Origin of the sequence: Lactobacillus kitasatonis DSM 16761 = JCM 1039, from assembly GCF_000615285.1 — a bacterium.
Classification (GTDB): Bacteria; Bacillota; Bacilli; order Lactobacillales; family Lactobacillaceae; genus Lactobacillus; species Lactobacillus kitasatonis.
Genome location: NZ_BALU01000007.1, coordinates 1 through 21,533, shown reverse-complemented (window position 1 = coordinate 21,533; position 21,533 = coordinate 1). Strand labels below are relative to the sequence as shown.

At 32.0% G+C, this 21,533-nt stretch carries 19 protein-coding genes; 3 read left to right on the top strand and 16 right to left on the bottom strand.

The annotated features are described in order from the left end of the window. Positions 1-17: 17 nt before the first annotated feature. The 7 genes from JCM1039_RS05625 to JCM1039_RS12845 all read right to left on the bottom strand — a co-directional run bounded on the left by JCM1039_RS05625 (position 18) and on the right by JCM1039_RS12845 (position 5,431). On the bottom strand, positions 18-527 hold the full coding sequence (locus tag JCM1039_RS05625; RefSeq protein WP_025015005.1) for a hypothetical protein: 510 nt from the start codon (positions 525-527) through the stop codon (positions 18-20). A 130-nt stretch (positions 528-657) separates the two neighbouring features. Then, positions 658-1,542, bottom strand: a complete 885-nt coding sequence (gene galU / locus JCM1039_RS05620; RefSeq protein WP_025015004.1) for a UTP--glucose-1-phosphate uridylyltransferase GalU — start codon at positions 1,540-1,542, stop codon at positions 658-660. A 111-nt stretch (positions 1,543-1,653) separates the two neighbouring features. Continuing rightward, on the bottom strand, positions 1,654-2,556 hold the full coding sequence (locus JCM1039_RS05615) for a HEPN domain-containing protein (protein WP_155831133.1): 903 nt from the start codon (positions 2,554-2,556) through the stop codon (positions 1,654-1,656). Positions 2,557-2,604: 48 nt separating this feature from the next. Next, a complete protein-coding gene (locus tag JCM1039_RS05610) occupies positions 2,605-2,985 on the bottom strand; it encodes a hypothetical protein (RefSeq protein ID WP_025015002.1) in 381 nt (126 codons plus the stop codon). 220 nt (positions 2,986-3,205) lie between these two features. Then, positions 3,206-3,799: a hypothetical protein gene (locus JCM1039_RS05605; protein ID WP_025015001.1), complete on the bottom strand. Its 594-nt coding sequence runs from the start codon at positions 3,797-3,799 to the stop codon at positions 3,206-3,208. A gap of 420 nt (positions 3,800-4,219) precedes the next feature. Next, positions 4,220-5,275 (bottom strand): Abi family protein, encoded by a 1,056-nt coding sequence (locus tag JCM1039_RS05600; RefSeq protein WP_025015000.1) that lies wholly within the window; start codon positions 5,273-5,275, stop codon positions 4,220-4,222. Between the two features lie 24 nt (positions 5,276-5,299). Further along, the gene (locus tag JCM1039_RS12845; RefSeq protein ID WP_280113557.1) at positions 5,300-5,431 is read right to left on the bottom strand and encodes a hypothetical protein; all 132 of its coding nucleotides are present in this window, start codon (positions 5,429-5,431) and stop codon (positions 5,300-5,302) included. Positions 5,432-5,541: 110 nt separating this feature from the next. Between JCM1039_RS12845 and JCM1039_RS05595 the strand changes: the two genes are divergently transcribed. After that, positions 5,542-6,396 (top strand): Cof-type HAD-IIB family hydrolase, encoded by an 855-nt coding sequence (locus JCM1039_RS05595; RefSeq protein WP_025014999.1) that lies wholly within the window; start codon positions 5,542-5,544, stop codon positions 6,394-6,396. Here JCM1039_RS05595 and JCM1039_RS10835 read toward each other — a convergent pair. The 4 genes from JCM1039_RS10835 to JCM1039_RS05580 all read right to left on the bottom strand — a co-directional run bounded on the left by JCM1039_RS10835 (position 6,386) and on the right by JCM1039_RS05580 (position 11,980). Then, complete coding sequence (locus JCM1039_RS10835; protein WP_034533047.1) at positions 6,386-7,546, bottom strand: MFS transporter; 1,161 nt, start codon at positions 7,544-7,546, stop codon at positions 6,386-6,388. The two genes, JCM1039_RS05595 and JCM1039_RS10835, sit on opposite strands and share 11 nt — an antisense overlap. A 17-nt stretch (positions 7,547-7,563) precedes the next feature. Then, on the bottom strand, positions 7,564-8,883 hold the full coding sequence (locus tag JCM1039_RS10830) for a glycoside hydrolase family 32 protein (protein WP_051523214.1): 1,320 nt from the start codon (positions 8,881-8,883) through the stop codon (positions 7,564-7,566). A gap of 52 nt (positions 8,884-8,935) precedes the next feature. Next, positions 8,936-10,321, bottom strand: a complete 1,386-nt coding sequence (locus JCM1039_RS10825; RefSeq protein ID WP_306305425.1) for a sucrose-6-phosphate hydrolase — start codon at positions 10,319-10,321, stop codon at positions 8,936-8,938. Between the two features lie 156 nt (positions 10,322-10,477). Then, a complete protein-coding gene (locus tag JCM1039_RS05580) occupies positions 10,478-11,980 on the bottom strand; it encodes a PTS transporter subunit EIIC (protein ID WP_025014998.1) in 1,503 nt (500 codons plus the stop codon). A gap of 126 nt (positions 11,981-12,106) precedes the next feature. On the opposite strand from JCM1039_RS05580, the gene JCM1039_RS05575 reads away from it, so the two are divergent. Then, entirely contained in the window at positions 12,107-12,973 is an 867-nt protein-coding gene (locus tag JCM1039_RS05575) for an AraC family transcriptional regulator (RefSeq protein ID WP_025014997.1), read from the top strand. Between the two features lie 769 nt (positions 12,974-13,742). On the opposite strand, the gene JCM1039_RS05565 is transcribed toward JCM1039_RS05575, so the two are convergent. The 5 genes from JCM1039_RS05565 to JCM1039_RS11695 form a co-directional block, all read right to left on the bottom strand. After that, positions 13,743-15,401, bottom strand: a complete 1,659-nt coding sequence (locus tag JCM1039_RS05565) for a hypothetical protein (protein WP_025014996.1) — start codon at positions 15,399-15,401, stop codon at positions 13,743-13,745. A gap of 262 nt (positions 15,402-15,663) precedes the next feature. Continuing rightward, the gene (locus tag JCM1039_RS05560; RefSeq protein WP_025014995.1) at positions 15,664-17,586 is read right to left on the bottom strand and encodes a DUF3732 domain-containing protein; all 1,923 of its coding nucleotides are present in this window, start codon (positions 17,584-17,586) and stop codon (positions 15,664-15,666) included. Then, positions 17,586-18,065 carry a three component ABC system middle component gene (locus JCM1039_RS05555; protein WP_025014994.1) on the bottom strand — a complete coding sequence of 160 codons (480 nt, stop codon included), beginning with the start codon at positions 18,063-18,065 and terminating at the stop codon, positions 17,586-17,588. The genes JCM1039_RS05560 and JCM1039_RS05555 overlap by 1 nt, the downstream gene beginning before the upstream one ends. Then, positions 18,049-19,218: an ABC-three component system protein gene (locus JCM1039_RS05550; RefSeq protein ID WP_025014993.1), complete on the bottom strand. Its 1,170-nt coding sequence runs from the start codon at positions 19,216-19,218 to the stop codon at positions 18,049-18,051. Before JCM1039_RS05550 ends, JCM1039_RS05555 begins: the two co-directional genes overlap by 17 nt. Positions 19,219-19,356: 138 nt before the next feature. Further along, positions 19,357-20,130 carry a helix-turn-helix domain-containing protein gene (locus JCM1039_RS11695; RefSeq protein WP_025014992.1) on the bottom strand — a complete coding sequence of 258 codons (774 nt, stop codon included), beginning with the start codon at positions 20,128-20,130 and terminating at the stop codon, positions 19,357-19,359. A 232-nt stretch (positions 20,131-20,362) separates the two neighbouring features. Here JCM1039_RS11695 and JCM1039_RS05540 point away from each other — a divergent pair, with 232 nt between their 5' ends. Next, the gene (locus JCM1039_RS05540; RefSeq protein WP_081775145.1) at positions 20,363-20,899 is read left to right on the top strand and encodes a hypothetical protein; all 537 of its coding nucleotides are present in this window, start codon (positions 20,363-20,365) and stop codon (positions 20,897-20,899) included. The last annotated feature ends 634 nt before the right edge of the window (positions 20,900-21,533 follow it).

Here is a 21,533-nt window from a genome sequence, read left to right as displayed (position 1 = left end):
ACAAATCAATCTATTACTTAACCCCAAACCAACTTAGAAAGCTTATCTCTTCTGCTCATGCTTCTGTCGGCTTTGTGGTTCCTTTTAGCTGCAGATTTGCTCTTATAATACGTATCTACCCAAGTATCTACACCTACATAGAGCTTTTTGCGGTTATTAGCGACGTACGCAGCTGAGGTCTGACCTTGTGGAGCACATATCCACATTCTATTGCCTTTAGTATTAATTAATAGGTGCGAACTATAATAATCTAAACTGCCTTTGGCATTAAATGCCCGTTTAGTATATTTATAAACTCCTGCTTTGCCATCAGCACAGCCGGCTAAGTTAATTTCATTACGCGTAATCTTGTAAGCCTCAACTTTTCCATTACCAACATAGTAATACCAAGTGCCGCGGAATTTCTTAGGCACAGTAGTCTTTTGAAAAGCAGATGCGCTTACTTGCTCGGGTTGATTAGTTACCCCAATTGCTGAAACAGCCAACAATATCCCTGCTAAAAAAGCTAAAATTCTTTTGATCTTCATATTTTTCTCCTTATTACTACATACATATCTTCAGTATAAACCCGATCAAGCAATCAAAAACTTGAAAGTTCCCCCCGCACACTAAAAAAGCACCAACCTAAAACGATTGGTGCTAATTTCTACTATATTATTACTTCTTCTCCAACTCATGCGCGAGCTCAATAATATACTTTCTCAAAGCGTCGTGCGTTTCGGAGTGGCGCAAACCATATTGGATCGAGGTTTCGAGGTAGCCTTCCTTGTTGCCGACATCGAAGCGTTGGCCCTTGTACACGTGGGCAAATACGCGTTGCGTCTGGTTCAAAGTATCGATGGCGTCGGTCAATTGAATCTCGCCGCCGCGGCCTGGCTTTTGCTTTTCAAGAATGTCAAAAATCTCAGGTGTCAGCAAATAACGACCGATGATGGCGAAGTCACTTGGCGCCTTATCTACGGCTGGCTTTTCGACGAACTTCTTAACGTTGTAAAGATCCTTATCCAGCATGTCGCCAGGATCAATCACACCATACTTGGATACTTCCTCGTGTGGCACCTTCATCACGGCAATCGTTGAGGCGTGCGTCTTGTCGTACTCATCAATCAGCTGCTTGGTCAGCGTTACCTTATCCTTCATCAAGTCGTCGCCGAGCATAACGACAAAAGGTTCTTCACCAACGAAGCTGCGTGCGCGGTAGATGGCGTCGCCTAAGCCGGCGGGATGCGACTGACGAGTGTAGTACAAGTTAATCCCCAAGTTGGTGATGTCTTGCGTCAACTTCAATAACTGCGTCTTGCCGGTTGCTTCTAAGTCTTGTTCAAGCTCTGGATTTGAGTCAAAATGGTTCTCAATTGCTCGCTTGTTCTTGCCGGTTACGATCAAAATGTCTTCAATCCCTGCAGCCTTTGCTTCTTCGACGATGAATTGAATTGTTGGTTTATCAACAATTGGTAGCATTTCTTTAGGCAAAGCCTTAGTCGCAGGCAAAAATCGGGTTCCGAGCCCTGCAGCAGGAATGATTGCTTTTCTTATCTTCATGTTTAATTCCCCCATAATACACCTTCACCTTAATAATACTAAAAATATAGCTTTTTATTAAAGTCATATTTGCACATGTTAGGGGGGTTGGTTTTATTTATAGGGATAAACCTATATTTCTTCGGTATTAAAAAAAGAGTTTAAATTTATTTTCACCCTTTCCTTACCTTCTATTTTCATCCCCAGTTCTTGTAAGATAAAGTATTGCGTCAAATATTGAAGAGTATCTACATCTCGCGAAAGTTCCATAAAGTCATCAATCACATGTTCCTTCCTATCTCCATGAGCAATATATACCCTTGTATCCTTAATTTCTGATAACCAAGTGTCCAGATCCCCTACATTTTTTTCTAAAGTATCTTGTATATATTCTGGCAAGGAATTCAACATATCTTCTAATTTTTGATGCAAATTTTCATCCTTATCACGATAATATGCTTCAATGCCTTCTGTTAAATTAATTAATTTATTTTGAACCGTTTCATTATAAGAAATAGTCAGCAGATAATCTTGTATTAATAATTCAAAGTTTTCACCCTTATTAAACCAATTAGGAATTAAATTGTTTAATTGAATATCCCGCTTTTCTTGAAACATTTCATAAATTAGCAACTTATCTTTATTATTTTTAAACCGCATTTCAAGGAAGTACAAATCCTCTGTAAGAGATTGATGTGTGATTCTATCAATACCTTTTTTAGATAATTGTGTAGTATTTAATGGGCGTGCTAGCACTACTGAAAACATTTTTCTCAATTCAGTTGCAAAGAAAATTGCCTGTTCAGAAGAAATGCTATTTTCTCCCTCAATTAAAATCCAAGAATCATTTTTATAATTAACATATTTATCATTTTGACCATTCTTTTTGCTTATGTTTCCAACTAATTCCACTTTAAAAAGTTGGCCCCTGTAAGTAAAATATGCCAGCACAATTGGTTTAGCCATTTTTACTTTTGTTTGCATACCTGTATATGCTTCTTCAAATCTAAAAGCTGGTGTAATCCAGTCATCCAATAGCGTAAAATTCAATAATATTTTATTAAATATCTTTGTCGACAAATTCTAAGGAATAAAATTCACAATAGAAAATCTATTCATATGCCAATTGTTATAAACAACCGGAATTATAGTTGGTCCAGTAAAAATTGGTTCTATTGAAACTTCAGGAATAAACACAAATTTAGTATTATTATTGGCAATAAATCCTAAAATATTGCATTTTCTGTACAATGGCATACCAGAGGTTATTCTTCTATAATGTGATTTCCATCCCTGAAAAAGCGCAAGTTCACTTGAGCCATTCTTATATTCCAATGTACCAAATTTGTATTTATCTTGTACCTTTGTTAGATCAGTATCTGCTGTTAATTCAATCCACCCTCCATTTAGCGAAAAATCATCAAGTGATGACTGCTTAATTAATGGAAAATATTGCACTCTCAATTTTACCCTTTCTAGATAAAGAAAACTCCTTAGCTGACAGGTTAAGGAGTTCATTTTTACTTAAATTTTACTATAATCAAAATAACAATGACTAATAGCAAATTAGCATCCATAATATCAACTCCTTATTTTAGAATCAAACCTGATTACCTAAAACAGAGTGATCTTATGGACCCTTTTATTATACATCTTCGTTTACTTATTTAATAGATTGAGCATTTTAGTAGCTACCCTTTCGTATTATCTTGCTTACCAAGCTATCCTCTAACTTATCTAATGCTTGTAAGGCTTCAAAACAAGCTTTTCTATACTCCAGTGCAGTTTCTTCTGGTATACGTATATTATTATTATGTACTACTTCACTTCTTAAATCTTTCAAATGAAGAATTAATTTTGACTGCTTAAAATCATATTTTTGAACCAATTTTTGAGATTTATTACGAGTGTAGGGGTTAATTCCCATTTGACGTAACTTCATTTCAATATCTTGCCAAGAAGCTAAGATACTAAAATCTGATCGAACTCTAAGTAACTGTCTAAATTCAGGATTATAAAGATATTCTTTTAACTCGACCGATTCTTTTACATCATAATTCTGTTGAAAATTTTTTAGTTCATTTACTTTCTGAACAAATTCAACAGAAATTTTATTAAAAGTTATTTTCTTTATTCTTGGAAGAAGATCCCCAACTAATAAAGGAATCTTCTTTCGATAATACATGAAAATTATAAAAATTAAGATTGGCCAACCTGCATAATGAAGTAGATCAATTATTAATTTCAAATATTCTATAATTATTTTATTTACATCCATATCGTGTTTACTTTCTCTAGCCCATCAATCCAACAAAGTTACAGGTAACAAATATTCATGTTCAAAATAATAACTTGAGTGGTTAATTTTTCCATTCCACATCACAAAAAAGCCCCACCAACCTCAACCAAGGAGATTGCAGGAGCCACCTACACTATCTACGACTTAACAAACATATAAATTATACCAATAAACATTATGCGATTCATGGCAACATAAAAATTCTAGCCTCATATCACCAAGGCTAGAATTTTTCATTAGCGCTCAATCTTGACTGTCCTCTTTTGCTCTAACTTCCTACAAAAACGAGAAAAGCATCACACACATAAGTGCATGATGCTTAAAACCTGAATCAACTTAGCACGAAGCCTTGTTGATCAACGTCATTAGCGCTGATTCCTTACATATAATTATACATGATTAATTCAAGTATTCAATTAAAATTGATAGGTCGTCAATGAATTTAGTTAAATTTTCTTCTTTTTCATACCAATAATGTCTATGAAATCTCTGAATTAATTTTTGACCTTTATTATACTGAAACTTCCCTAATAATTCACTCTGAATTGATTTATGAATATAAAACAAAGAAATTAAATCTACCATTTTTTCATAATACGTATCTTGATTTGGAATACCAATATTATTAGAAATTCCTTGAATAGCCTTCGGTCTTTTATCTAATCTATCTGAATTAGAAAACAAATTGACCAATATAGGTGTATTGTGAGCACAAGCATTCCTTATGTTTTTACAATAACGTAAAAGTGAACTTATTTTTTTAATTTTTTTCGTAGTTTCTCTATTAACACAAAAATATTCAGTAAAAGCTGTTAATCCACCAAATGAAACGGTTTCTAAAAATACCCAAACTGGTGGATTCTGAGAATATTTTCTACTCATTTCTTTCAAATATTGATTACTTTTTAGATTTTTAATAGTCAAATCATATTGATCTGAGCCATAATCTGCTCCGTTTCTAAAATCTTGGACAATCTTATATCCATCTTCATTAGGTAAATAATCAGAAATTCTATTTAATAATAAGACTTTTACCCCATGTTCTACATCCAAGCACAACTCTAAAAGAAATTGTCTCAATTGCATATCAATAGCAGCCAGGTCAGTTAAATATGCAAAATCTAAGTCCTCATACTTTCCATTTACATCTTTTTTAAAATTTTTTCGATATGCGGCGAGTTTATAATAGTAATTTAAAGTTCTTAAACATTTTTTAGCATCATTTTCTGTCATATGGTTAAATGTTATACCCTTGTTTTTAATATGGGTTATTAATTCTTCTGTAGTTAGTTTCTTTTTCATATAATTGCTCTTCCTTATTTCAATTTCAGTATTTTGGATCACTTGTTCGTATATATTTAAAATAAGTATAGCAGTTTCTGTAAAAAGAGCATATGATTTACCAAAATTTTGTACCAAAAGGCATCCCCAAGGAGGCTGCCTTCCTACCTTCATCTATTCTCTTACTTACCCAATTCATCAGAGATGCTTCTTCAAGATTTCGAGATAATCGCTTACCGCATCAGGCCAAGTTGGCAATGGCTCAAAGCCGTGCGCTACCACCTTACTCTTATCAAGGCGTGAGTTGAACAGACAAATTACCTTGGACAAACCGTATTCGGCAATAATTTATTATTTTATCAAAATGTGTTAAACCAATACATTTGTCGCCATCAATTTAAAAAGCTCCATTTTTAAACATAGTATAATATCTATAAATCATGAAAGTTGTTACATTCAAGAATTTTTATCTCTATAATTCAAAATTGGTTGAAAGGCAATCTAACTCAAAAATGAATATTATTTTTTCGGATCTTGATGGCACATTATTAAATAGCCAGCATAAAGTATCTATTCCCACAATTGCAGCTATTCAAAACAGACTCACTAAAGGTGACATATTTATTCCAGTGTCTGCCAGAATGCCTCTAGCAATCACTAAAGTTACAGATCCAATCAGTTCAGAATTGCCATTAATATCTTATAACGGTGCATTAATCATTAATAAAGATAAAACTGTAGCATATTCTTGTTCTTTAGATAATGCTACAGTCAAAAGAATTATTAAAATTGTAAAATCTAACTATCCGCAATTAGTGATAAATGTTTATTGCAACTATGACCTATGGTTGACCGAAAATATTCATAATTACTGGACAGAAAAAGAAATGAAAGCTGTTAATTGCATACCCAAAATAGTGGATCTTTCCAATTTTTCTTTTAACTCACCTATATATAAGCTTTTAATTCAAGGTCCTAAAGAAGTTAAACTTGAACTAAAGAAACGTTTAGAAAGCAGTATCAATAATATTAATATTGTCAATTACGGAGAGATTACTAACTCTTCTAGCAATAAGGGGTATGCAGTAAAACAAATAATAGAAAAGTATAAGGCTACTTCTATTCAAAGTTGGGCTTTTGGTGATAGCGAGAATGATATTACTATGCTTAACTCTGTTGAAAATCCGTATGTAATGGGAAATTCATCCCCATCTATAAAAAAGCTATTCCATAATCACACCTTAACAAATGATAATAATGGAATAGCTTTCGTATTAAATCAAATTAACGATTAACTTTCTTAATTAGCATAAACACAGTTACCATTACAGAGCATATCAATAAAATAATTCCAGAGAAGCAGATCAACGTACCAGCATTATTAGTACCAAGAAGATTACCAATCAAATCATTTAAATATGGATTCATAAAGCATCCAATGTTCACACCAATTATTAATACTGTATTTATCAAGGGCTGAGTTTGGTAGTCTCCTATTCCAGCAATTGAATTATATAAATATGAACTTACCCATGAAGCAAAGAAACCACATAATAATACAATTAAGCCAACCAAATACAGTGAATTAACAATATTCACTAAACAAAATAGTATTCCTAAACTTAATAAAGAAATTGAAACTATATAATTACCTAGCCATTTGAAGGCGCGTGAGAATAAGATTCCACTTACAAATCCTATCATTGTGTTTAAAGCTAGTATTATTGCTGCTTGACTACTAGACCCTATTCCCCTACTTACTATAAATGAAGAGCATTTATATGTAATGGTTAGTTCTGTAATAAAGTAAATACACGCAAAAACTGCAATTATAAATATTTTGGCATTTTTCAATGAACTAAAATATCTTTGAGATCTGTTAGTTACACGATCGTCTGGTACGTATTTTGCAAATAGAATTAACGGAAAAATATTCAACAAATAAATTAAAAATACATAATGCCAACCACATGGAATTAAAATTCCAACTAAAAGAGTAAGAATTGTACTTCCTAACGCCTGAGTAGCGCTTTGTAATCCAATCATCTTTGCACGTAATTGGTCTGTATAATATTCAGAAATCAAACTAAAACAAAGAGAGTTAAATACGCCTATACCAATTCCTAAACAAAATCGACTAATTAATATTAATACATAATTACTGTTAATCAGCGGAAATGTTCCAAAGATCGTCATAATAATTAAGCCAGTAATTACCGTGTTTTTATAGCCATATCTTTTTATTAAAAGCCATGAAAGAAGTAATCCGAATATCAATCCAAAAGTAGGAATAGAAACTAAAACTTCAATATTTGTTAAAGAAACATTTCCGAGCCCTGTTTTAATATTAGGAATAGCTGCTGAGATTGAAAAACCCGATGCACAAAAAAGTGAAATTGATAAAATAGCCAATTTAAAGCTGAGTTTATTAACGTCTGCTTTCATAGTTATGCTTCCTTGTATCAAATACTCAATTTGCGAACTAAGCAAGAACAATCAGACCCCGATTTCACTTCTAAGTTACATCCACCAGAACCATACAAACGCTCGCTAAATGTAGCGATTCCATCATTAACAAATATTTCAACTGAACTAGTATCACAAAGTATCTGTAGCCTTAGCTTAGATTGAGTATTGATCTTTACAAATCTATTTGTACTGTCAGTTCTATTAAGAATGAGGAAATCATCTTTTAGTGTCAATTTAATTTGCTGTTGGCCATATGATATCTTCATCTCAAAATTATTTGTAATTTGTTTGTTAGCAAGATCTATTTCTAGTTGATGTGTATCAAATTGCTTCTGAATATGACGGCTTTCTTCCCTAGCTAAAATTCCATCATATAATTTGTTTATTTCTTTAATAGGCCTCTGAATCAATCTATCATTTTGAACCAGCAATTCTCGAGGAAACGTAAGCATACCTGCCCATCCCTCTTCTTGTTCTTTAAATTTTGATTCCCACATATCTAGCCAGCCGAATAAAATTCTTCTGCCATCTGGAGTCAAAAATGTTTGAGTTGCATAAAAATCATGTCCACTATCTAGTTCTTTAAAATCTTTTTCTCTGACCAGCTTTCGGGCATTCCAGTCCATCTGTCCTAGCAGATATCCTGTCTGATAGAGATTCTTAAACTCAGTTTCTTTGGCCTTTATTCCTTGAGGTGAAAAAAGTAAAACATCTTCGCCATTTATTCTAAAAATATCAGGGCATTCCCACATATAGCCTTCATCATTTGTACTCTTAGACTGTGCCAATATTGAACAGAATTTCCAATTATACAAATCAGGAGAAGAATACAGTTTTACTTGTCCCATATTTTCTTTATTCTTAGTGCCAACTATTGTATAGTACTTTCCATCTCTTTCGAAAACTTTAGGATCACGAAAATCATGGATATCATTAGTATCATTTACGATAATTGGTTGTGGAAATTTAGCAAAATGGATTCCATCTTCTGAAATAGCCAATTTCTGATTTTCGGTAATCAAGCCATCTTTATTTTCATTGTGGCTAGTGTAAATCAGGAATAAATTATTATCTTTTACAATTGCACTTCCAGAAAAGCAGCCATCTTCAATATCAGGATATAAAGCAATGGGTTCAGTTTCCCAATGAATAAGATCTTTACTTACAACATGTCCCCAATGCATTGGTCCCCATTGACTATCCTTAGGATAATACTGATAAAAAACATGATATTGTCCTTTAAAATAAACTAATCCATTTGGGTCATTCATCCATCCCTTTATAGGAAAAATATGGTACTTAGGTTCAAACATAATAATCCTTTCTCATAAAAAATAGGAGTAGTTCTCGCTACTCCTATTTAAATCACATAATCTTCTGCAACTCATGGATATCGTAATCTACCACGCTTGTTCCATTATGACTGGTTAAGAAAATATTATGATCTTCAGAGGGGCAAAACAAACGTAAACTAAATACTTCTTTACCATCATTTAGGAATATCTCAGCGGAAGATATATCTTGCAAAATTCTTACTTTAACTTTTTTACTCAAATCTAATGAGCAAAATCTTGTGTTACCATATGCTTCTGCAAAAGAAACACCACAATGTGATCTATCAACAATGAACTCATTTTTCTTTTGATTGAAAATAAGACGTAAATGATTAGTATTCTTCTGATCTGCAAAAAGATCAAGAATTAAATAATCAGCTGAAGAACAATCAACATCAATTTTGATATCTCTGGCGTTAACGTTACCAGCGTTTACCTTCTCGCAATGTTTAACCGTTACTTTTCCAGTATAGTTGGTTGAATAAATATTTTTTATTTCTCTAATAGGAGATTGGTAAATATGATTATTTTTAACAGTTATCTCTCGAGGAAAGATTAATGAGCCGTTGTAATGAAATTTTGTTGTTGGATATTCAATATCAGAGATTCCCATCCATGCCATTAAGATACGTCTATCATCTGGTGATTGCATAGTTTGCATTGCATAAAAGTCAAAGCCTTTATCCAATTCTTGAAAATTCTGACAATCGAACTCACCTGTATCCAAATTAAGTTTTTTACCGATAAAGTAACCATTTTGATATATATTTCTGAAATGATTATCCTTCTCTTTTAAGCCTTGTGGGCAAAATTCCAAAATACCATTATCACCAATTTCATAGTAATCTGGACATTCCCACATATAACCTAATGACTGATTGGCTGTTGGTTTTATCTCACCAACAATTTTCCAATTCTTAAGATCCTTGCTTTTTACTAGAAGAGCAGTACCAGTTAAATTCTCTCGTTGTATACCCAATACTGCATAGTAGGTATCATCCTTCTTAAAAATCTTAGGATCTCTAAAGTGACCTGTATAACCTGGCAACGGCCCTTTCATTAATGGCTTAGTCCATTTAACCACTTGATTATCTTTATCCATCATCGCACCAACTTGAAAAGGTACACGGTGCCAATCATCTTCACTTTGAGTATTAACCCAAGTATTACCTGTATACATCAGGAATAACTTATCTTCCACCGGAATAGCACTCCCTGAATACGTCCCGTATCTATCCAGAGGTGTATCACTTTCCATCCCGGCTCCTAAGTTTTCCCAATGTACCAAATCTTTGGAAATTAAATGTTTCCAACCATGTTGAGTATAGTGTGGTGATTGACTAAAAGCCAAAGGAGACCATTGATGAAATAAATGATACTTACCATTGAAATAAGAGAATCCATTCGGATCTCCTATTGCACCACTTTCGCCTTCAATATGATAGTACTGACGATATGGCTTTGACTAGCTAGTTGGGCCTCTTTTTGTACGATTTTTTGAGGTACATCAGTAAGATGATCCACCATATTTATAAATTCAGCTCTTCTATTAGTCATAATATATGCCTTTCAATTAGTTTAATTGACCGTATTTACTTGCATCTTTTTCTCCAACTTCATCTTCATGTGAAGGTTTGATAAATTTAGACAAAATCAATGAGAAAATGCATCCGAACACTACACCGATAAGGTTAGCTAAGAAGTACATTAAGTAACCATTATGTTCAGGAGCAGCAATAGCTATACCTGTCAAACCAGTGGTACCAAATGAAATAGCATTTAATTTAACAAGGTAAACAAATGCACCGGCGATTGCACCACCAATACAGCCACCAACTAAAGGATACTTCTTTTCAAGGTTAATACCGAAAAGAGCTGGTTCAGAAATACCAAATAAAATTGAGAAGAATGCTGAAATAGAAATTTCTCTAGCTTTCTTATTCTTGTGGTTCAAAATGTAGTAGGCAACAACACCGCCACCTTGACCCATCAAGGCTACTGACATAAGTGGGTTTAAGAAGTCGTGGCCAGTTGAAGCTAACAATTGAGTTTCAACGGCACCAAACATGTTATGCAAACCAGTAATAACAATTAATTGTTGTACACCAGAGAATGCTGCATAACCAAATACACCTAAAGTATTAGCTACCCAAAGTAGAGCATCAGTAATACCTTTTGACAATGCTACACCAACTGGTCCAATAACTAGGAATAAGCCTAATGAGGCAAACAAGATAGTAAGCATAGGTGCTAATACGAACTGAATTACACCTGGCAAGTGCTTTTGGAAGTAGTTATCCAATTTGGCTACTACCCAACCCATGATCAAAGCAACAATGATTTGACCACCGAAGCTAGTCATTGAAACATGCCAGCCAAATACATTGGCAATCATTGGCTTAGCTGCACCAGTAGCAACATCTGACATTGATGGTAATGATGACGACATCATTACGGCACCGATTGCCAAACCTAAAACTGGCCTTCCTCCGTATCTTTTTGTTGCTGAATAACAAACAATTAAAGGCAACATTGCAAAGATACCACCGGCACCTATTCCGATAATTTTACTTACACCTGAAAGGCCCGGCACCATTTGAATAATAGATTGGGATCCAAAAACGTTTTGTGTTAACAGGTTATTAAGACCAATTAAAATACCACCGGCTAAGATACCTGGTAAAATTTCTGTAAATACACCTGTTAAATCATCTAGGAAGTTTTGGAACCATCCTTTTTTCTTCTTAGTATCATTTTCTCCGGCTTCTTTTACAGCTTCAGCATCACCAGAATCACCTGCTGCCGGAATTCCTGTATGCTTAATGAAATAGGCTGTTACTCGATCAACTAAACCTGGTCCAAAAATTATTTGTAACTGCTTATTTGTAGGATTAATATTCACGCCCTTTACTAAAGGCATATTCATCAAAGTTTTTTTATCAACTTTTGATGTATCTTTTAGATTAATACGTAATCTTGTTGCACAGTGAAACGCTTCTATGGCGTTATCTTTTCCGCCGATAGCTGGAATTATGGTATCGGTTATTTGCTTAAAAGTCTTTGTTTCATCAGCCATACTACGTTACCTCCTATATTTATTTCTTTCACATTTCAATTTTATTATGCATCATATAAAGCGCTTTCACCATTTGCAATTGTTGCTTTGATATGTAATTATGTTGCTTAGAGGAGAGAAACAATTATGACATACAGATGGGGATTTAATAATCTTTCATACAACGGACAGTTTTATGTATCATCCGGAGGCTTTGAAAAAGCAAAGCCGACTCACCACTATGGTCCAATTGGACGTTCTGGATATATGATTCATTGCGTTACCAGTGGACATGGCATTTTTATAAGTGATGGTAAAACTTATCATGTTAAAAAGGGAGACATGTTTTTCATTCAGCCACACAAGACTATAGTAATGAAAGCAGATCAAGACGATCCGTGGAGTTATTATTGGATCAGATTTATTGGAAATCTAGCTTCTAAATATATGGATCGAATTAATTTAACTTATAAAAATCCTATTATGAACGTAAAAGATTTACCGGGTGTTTATGATCGGGTAATAGGCATTGTAGAATATTCAAAAAATAAAGGTCCTAAAGACTTTTACTATCAGGCCAAAGTATTAGAAATTTTAGATCTATTGGAAAAGAAGTATCCTAAAAATACTAACAAGAGAAGTCAATTATCTAAAGATGATATTTGTAAAGTGGCTATTCAATATATTAGAAATCATTATGATGAGCAAATTTCTGTTCATGATTTGGTATCATATTTAAATATCGATCGTACATATCTTTATCGTATATTCATGAGAAAACATAATATGAGTCCTCAAGAATACATCAATCAATATCGTTTGCAAAAAGCAAGTGAACTATTAAAATCCCCTGAGGGTACCATTGAATCAGTAGCATATTCATCAGGTTTCAAGACATATCAGAGCTTTTTCAAAATGTTTAAAAAGTATTATGCTATCTCTCCACTAGCATTTAGAGAAAAATACGTATTGAAGGATACTGTTTCAGAAATTAAAAAGAAAAATAATCTATAGCAAAAAAGCCCCACCAACCTCAACCAAGGAGATTGCTGGAGCCACCTACACTATCTACGACTTAAACATATAAATTATACCAATAAACATTATGCGATTCATGGCAACATAAAAATTCTAGCCTCACATCAACAAGGCTAGAATTTTTCATTATTGCTCAATCTTGACTATCTTCTCTTGCTCTAACTTCCTATAAAAACAAGAAAAGCATCACACACATAAGTGCATGATGCTTAAAACCTGAATCAACTTAGCACGAAGCCTTGTTGACCAACGTCATTAGCGCTGATTTCTTATATCTTTATTATAGATAATTTCTGCCGCCAGCGTCCTATAGATCTGGCAGCGTTGCTATGGGATGCAGCGTAAAGTTATTCTGCTTCATAGCATTTGGCACATCTTAAGGCGAAGTATTACTCCACACAATAGCGTTACGTAATACCGTATCTTTCATTTTCGCTTGTATTTCATCAAGAGTGTCCTTATTAGTCTTGATATATTCGGCCCAAGCCAATTGATAAAGAGCAATGAGCTGTGCTACGTATACATTAGCATGCTTCAAAAATGATAAATTATTGGCATCTTCCCAGTATGAATCAGCGACATTTGCTTTAGCGAATTCCTTCCTAAAATCTTTAAAGGGATCTATATTTAATACAAGAACAGTATTTACCTTATCTTGTAAAATTAAAGATGTATTTTGAACCTATCTTCTATCTTGGTTAAATAGAGATTGTGTTATATTTTAAAAATCGTTCATCCTTACAAACTATTTTTCAGTCTTTGAATTTGCATCGTAATTATGGCGAAGAATACCATTTTTGTACATTTTCTCTTCATCAAATTGATAATCTTCATCTTTTAAATCATCCGAAGACAAAAAGTATTCATTTATATCTGGATTAACTGTAACTTCATTATTATTAGTTCTCTCATATTTATAAATTGGATGAATAAACTGCATATAACCATCTGAATCTTTATGAGAATCATCATAAACACAATATCCAGTCTCATTACCAGGAGTAGTAAATTTTATAATTACCTTTTTTAATTTTTCCTTTTTACCTTGTACAACTTTTCCAGGAATAATAATTAATTCTTGGGAAAATTGAAGCCCAGAATAATTAAACATTTCAGTATAATCTTTATGATTATTATCATAAATCAATTTGATAGCTATTTCGTAAATACTATTTTTAGAAATATTTTGTATTTCTATTAAACTATGCTTCCCTGCATTCCTTAACATTGAATCAATCTGATCTTGATCCAAGTTGGGATCGTAAGGTAATACTATTGCTTTATTTCCTCCGGTTTTGGATATAAAATGACATGCAAATTTTGGTCTGTATTCTTCAACCTTCTCTGCTCTATTAAGTTTATTTTGTTTATTCATTTGATAAAAACCGGATATTATTGCAGCAATTGTACCTAAAGCACCCGTTAATGCTGTTAATACATTCCATAATTTCATTTCTATTAACTTATTTCCTACTAACATTATTAAACATATCAAAATAACAATTCCACATACTATTTTAAATGCCCTGTCTTCATCTTCATACAGAGTATTTAATTTTTCATCGTTAGTAATTTTATTTGTAACCTTATTTTCTTTACCCATATTTATAGTCAGCAATCTGCTAAAACAAACTCCATCTGCATTATTAAATACAATGCAAAAACTTTTTCGATTTAAATTTTCTTCAGGAATTGCATTTATTATGTCCCGACAATTTAAATGATACTCTCTACTAAATTCATGCGGCTGAATCAGCTCAGGCGGTGATTCTAATTTATATTCCTTTCCATTATTTAATTTTTTTACTGGCATGAACAATTTATCTTTATTCTTAAAAAATGACGCTTCAATTTTATCAATATCTTCTTGAAAACATATTCCCATAAATCTTACAATCTCTTGATTAGTACTATTACAGAGGATACGTATATTTAAGACGTCATCAATCGTAGCCGAAATATTACCATCATCGTCTATTAAATTATTATTTAATACCTTTATAGATATGACAGGCAATTTATTTAAATATCCTAGTAGAGGAACACTTATTCCACCTAATACCGCAAAAACTATAGTTGTTACACTTTTATTATTATCAAGTATTGGACCTTCTTTTATTAATAAAGGGTCAAAAATAATAAGTAAAAAAATAAATATAACTATGGCTAATAAAAGTTTCCTATTGTAGTTAAGAAACAAAATACTCAACCTATCAGAATATTTAGGTAACATAAATGCTACACAAATAAGAAAGATTAATATTCCAACTATGTAAGTTGGATAAAAATCAAAGTTTTTTACGCTTCCAGCAAAATAAAACACAAAGTTTATTAAAATAAAAGTTATTATTTCAGCAATGATAACCACTGACAAAAATCTTTTATTATAATATTTCTCACGCATTTTCAATCCTTGTTACTATAGCTGTATTACTATCCTCAGCTTCTATATCTTAATCACTAAAAAGCTCCATCAACCTCATTAGAGATTCATGGAGTTTTACAACATCTATAACAATACAATTATATCAATATTACGAATAGTGTAATTAAAAAAGTTGTAAAAAACTCTAGTTTTGTTTCAAAAGCAAGACTAGAGTTCAATTCATTTAACAACAGTAAATTTTACTATTCTTCAAAATTATTTAAGTTTTATATTCCTTTTATTATTCTAACCAATCTGAAGGGATCAAATTATCATCAACTTTATGCCAATTTTCAATAACTGATTCATCAAAAATCTTGTTTTGTAAACAAGCATGATCAACCACTATAACTTGAAGTTTCCCATTTTCTTCATTAACCCGATCATTAATGAAAGCATAAATATTCTCTACTGCCTTATAATCTTCAGAGCCAAGCTGCAGTTCCTTCATAGTTACAGGAAAATAAACTTGAGAGGGCTGATCCAAAAATAAGAAAGCAGGTACAGGACGATTATGTTGTATGAAAAACTTTTGAAATGCAAAGTAGGTTATTAAATGCACCCCCAACCAATTTGCTCCACTTCCTAATTGACTCAAAGGAATAGGACGATCTTTATCAACTATAACTGTCATTTTATTGAGATCGAATCTATATGTAGAGTTCTCATACTCAAGATCTAATGCTTGTGTCCAATTGTTCATATTGGCTTGTATCTTAGAAAGAGCATACTCAACTTGATCCTTATTGAAACTTTCATTCAATTTGGAATCTATCATGTCAATTTCTTGGCTTAAATCGTTAATTTTACCACTAAAATCAATTTTATTTTTTTCAGCATGTTGGCTTTCTAACCATAAACTAATCCTACCTAAAACTTTACTTTGTTGAAGATAAATATCTCGATTTTTTAAAGCATATTTTTGTTGATCATATGCATCATTTATTCGCAAACGAAGAGTCGAAATATCAGATCTTGTTTCATTTCTTTTTTCTTTTAAATCCATTAGATAAGCATCTAACTTTGGCTGTTCTAAATCTACTTTTTCAATAGAATCATTAAGTTCCAACAACGATTTCTTCATTTCGTCCAAGTTAGGTAAAGGATTTGATAGTTTATTAGAACAAAACGGACAATAATTTGTTCTAAAATCCAAAGCCTTAAATAATCCAATTGATTTTAAACGAGATGATTTATATCCTAATTCATCATGAAAGTTTTGAAAATTTTGTTGATATATTTCTACCTCTTGTATCCGCGAATTATATCGGCTTAATATATCCTGTTGATGTGCGATTTCTTTTTGTAAACTCAGTAATCGTTCATCTCCCATATACTCAGTTAAATTATTAGTATTTAAAGAAGATAAGGTTTTTATTATTTTTGTTCTATTATTATTTTCTTTTAGCTTCTTTACTTGTGTTTTATCAAGTAAGCCAACATCTTGAGCTTCCTCTATTAAATTATTTACCAAAGAAGGACTATAGTTGCTAATTCCCTTATATTCCTCGTATTCAGCCTGTAACTTTTTTAATTGTTTTTGTAAGCTTTTCTTTTTGTGAATTAAAATTACAGCATCTTCTGTTGAAGCACCTAGAAAATAGGGCAAAGTATCTTTAATCGAATTCTGAACAAAAGGCTGGGCCTGATTATGAAATAAAGCGTTTTTACTTGCTATTTCATCCTGATCTTGAAAACAAAATTTTAAAGCAGCCGTAAAATTTGACTTTATTGATTTATTTATTTGATTAGAACTATCAGTATAATGATTTTCACTAATATTTGATAAAGATCCTAATTTTTCTAATATAGCATCCAAATTAGCATTTGGTCTTATTTCATCCAAAGAAGGAATTGCGACATTTTCTCCTTCTCTAAAATAGAATAAATCAGATTTATTTTTATTTTCATCCGGATTTTTCCTTGCTATAAACAATTGAAATTGATTAAATTGTAGCAACAAGCCGTACCATGAGACCTTTTCTCTAATTACCTCATCAGCTATATTACATTTATTACTCCCTAAACAATATTCAATTATCTCTCCTACAGCCGATTTACCAGATTTTGACTTTCCAGTAATAATATTTAAACTTCCTAATTTAAAAGATAATTCTCTCCTTTTTCCAAACTCATTATAAAGTATCATTTTAGCTATTTGCATTATGGCCTAACTCCCAAGCATATGTATATTGAAGTAACATCGTTATTTTCGGCAAACCATCTACCTATTTGACGTGCCTTGTTCATAAAATCTTTTAATTCGCTATCATTTATATTTTTTCTTAAAGCATTAGAACGAACGTCAAACGAACCTTTTGATGTTAGATCAATACTACTGGATTGTAATAAAAATTCTATAGTTTCATTTGTAAATGGTACTAATGCTTTAGCTACTCTTGAAAAACTGATTAGGTGTGAGGAATTTTTCTGTACCCATCTTGAAAAATATTTTGTCCTATCAATACTATTCCTTATATCATCTGGAAGAATCAAAGGTAGTATTAAATAAGATAATGAAAATGGAAAGGTTCTTTTTGTCTTTTTTATATATTCATCTACAGCTGTATATATGAGCAAGCCACAGAAAGCGGGATTTAATAAATACTTAACTTCATCTGGTCGCCTATTCCATTTTTCCATTGCTAGATTCATGCCCTTTCAATAATTTATGATAATCTTTATGCCAACCTACTTTTAGATTATCCGATAATTTTTGATAACTTCCACACATAATAAATTGCTCTCTACAATTAGCTCTAATTGGAAAATCCTGAGTCATTGTTTTTCCGTATAATCTACGCCCTGCTTTTATTTTATCAGGATCTGCTGCCAGCTCCATCTTCATATTAAGAAACAAACGATGCCAGCGATCTATTAAATTCCTATCATATTCCCCTAATTCATCTGCTAAAGAGGGATCTTCTCTTATCCATTTTGAACGTTGAGCATCGGCTTTAACGTAATCTGAAGCTGCAGATTCCAATATATCTTCATCATCTATTTTTAATAATCCCAATTGCTTCACATATGTAGAATCTTTATTCACACCATATCTAAGTGAATTAATATCGGAGTCTATTGGCAAATAGTCTATATCATATTTTTTTACTAATTGTTGAATTTCACGCGTAACTTCATTTTTACTAATTAATTTTAACTCAGGCGAACGCAATCCTATAATACACTGTTGAAACCACCAGCCCTTCAGAGCTATTAAAACCTCATCTTCATATTTTGGTTTTACGGCTATTTCTAGATAACTTTTAATTTTAGAATCAGTATCTGTTATATCTGTAGCCCCGTCCAAAACTATAATTCTTTTGACAAGTTTTAGCCCTTCTGATTGGTCTAATTTTTTAAAAGCATTACATGCATTTAATATTGCATTATTTTTACTTTTTTTAGCCACATTCATTAATTTACAATAAGCATCTTTATAATTTCTAACTTGCTCATCCGCTTTTAACAAATAGGCAACACTTCCCTTGGGCGCAGATGCCGTTGTAATTAACAATAATTTAGTGTCTTCCTCTAGTATGTCCTTGGAATCCATCCATACTTTTAAAGTTCTCCATAAATCAACACTTGAGTCTGTCAATTTACCCGGAGTAATATGGTGCTTTAATTGAATTAATTCTTTCGGTGTACCATCTTTTTCAAAAGATACGTCATCAAATCTTTCTATTCCAATTTGATCATTATTATCTTCACAACTTATTATTAAATACAAGGCATACACTACTTGATACAGATAGCCTAGCATTTGTTGAGACGCTTGATGTGATTCAGTCATTAATGTAATATTTACTCCTAATAAAATATATTAATATTCTTTTTATATCGTTTTTGTAGCTAAACTCTGAAACACAATATTTTTTCAAAACTTATGATTGTCATACCCAACTTTTTAGCAATCTTATCAACTTAGTAATTACTTTTTAGATAAACTTAGTTTTGGGTAATTAGCTTGAAATGATTCAATTGCTTCCTGAGAATCTAATTGTTTAATTATTTCCAGACGATTCTTAGGATTATTTTCCGATTTATTCGTAGGCTTCCAAACTAAGACAAACTCATTTTCACTATCTACATACCATCCAAAGCCTTTGATATCTGTGTTGATGGATGTCAGATATTGTTTGGGTTCGTTATATAAATAAATATTCCTCGAAATTTTTCCTTCTGATAAAACATACTCTTTAGTAAAAGGAAAATATTTGTACATTTTTTGTGTATCTGCAATATAGAAAAGAATATATTTCTTTGAACCATATCCTTCTTGATTTAAATAAGAGCTTAGTCTTTTAAAATCCTGATCTGAGGCTGATGACACATTTATTTCAAAATCAGATAAAGGAAGCATATAAGTAGTAGAACTATTATTGGGATTGGGTGTTCTAGCTATTAATCCAACATCTTGTAACACTTTGTTCCAATTACTAATAGTTTTTACGCTGACATTTAACTTCCTAGCAATCGTCTCATTACTATAGTAAGAACAACCTTCTTCATTTTTAGCATGAATTGCATAAAAAATATATAAATTCATTGCCGCAGATTTTATAAATGGAAGATAAGTTTCTAAAGCATTAGATAGCATAAAATAGCCTGTTTTATTGTTTTTGACATACTTTGTCCATTGATTAAAAAGATAACTTGGATTCAAAGTATCCATTGATTTATTCAAATTTAGTTTAATCGACATAGTTATTCCTCCTAGTAATATATTTCTTCAAATTGACAAGAATACAAAACCAATTTTCTCACGCGAATTACGTATAGCAGTATAGTTAATTATAGTTTGTTACAGTTATAGTATAGCTTGTCTGTAAAATATTGCAACCTGTCTTGCCGTAGCCCAAGTAAAGATGCTTGCAATATTTAACAAAGAAAGCTATATTTCACTATGTAAAACAAAACAAAAAGGAGAGATAACTTTGAATTCATTAAAGCAGCTTAAAAAAATCGTGATTGACAACTCTACCACTAATGATTGGGCATCAGCCAGAAATGAATGGGAAGTGATTCCAGGCGTTAGAGAAGACCAAGACGTCAATACCACGTGCATTTGTTCGCACCCTAACTTACGCTATATTTATGCTATTAGGAATACTAAAAACGGCAATATCTTAACTCCCATTGGTGATATTTGCATCCATCAATTTGATAGCAATACTATGACCAATGATGCAAGTAATTATTTGGCTTTGTATAAATTATGTCAAGCCGCTGATGCTAACGAAAATATCACGCTGTCTACTAAGTATTTCTCCCGTAAGCTACTACTATATTTGTACGATAATAACGCTTTCCAACCTTCCAAATTCAATTCATATAATCCTTGGAATGATTATAATTTCATGCTGCATATGTTCAATAAGCGCAGTCCATTATCGCCAGCACAAAAGAAAAAAGTAAGTGTATTAATTAAGTACAATATCATCCCCTGTGCTAGATATATTCTAAACCCCTAAAAGATTTTGATACTCAACTAATAAAAGCTTAATTTCGAAATATTATCGAAATTAAGCTTTTATTTTTCCATTCAACTATGGAAAAATCTCAAATATTTTGTATAATTAAACTTTCTATTTATCTTCGAATTTTCAAAGTATTCTATGCTTGATAAAAACTTTGATCGAATCTGAATAACATACTGATCATTGCAGTCTACGTTAAGAATTTCTCTTTGGATTTAGTCTTACACTTGATATTTTATTAAATAATACAATCATATTCATTGAATAGACTGGTAGTCTAATCTACTTAGGATAGGTTTACAGACTTGTTATAAGCCTCGACTAAATCACTTCTGTCTAATCTTAATTTAAAAGCTACCTTGAATGATACAACGATACAACTTACCTTAAATTTACCTTATTCCAATAGCCGCCTCAAAAAAGAACTTTAACCTCAAATAAAGCGCAGCAAAAAAACAATGTATGGCTACTTTAAATTTATCGTAAGCGTCAAATAAAATAGTGTACTTAAAAACCGTCCCAGTTACTGTTATACTGAGACGGTTATTTAAGTTCTTTTATTTACAATTTATCTGGATCTTCTCTTGCCACGGTAAATAAGCTTTAAGGGTTTCCGAATCCAGAATCT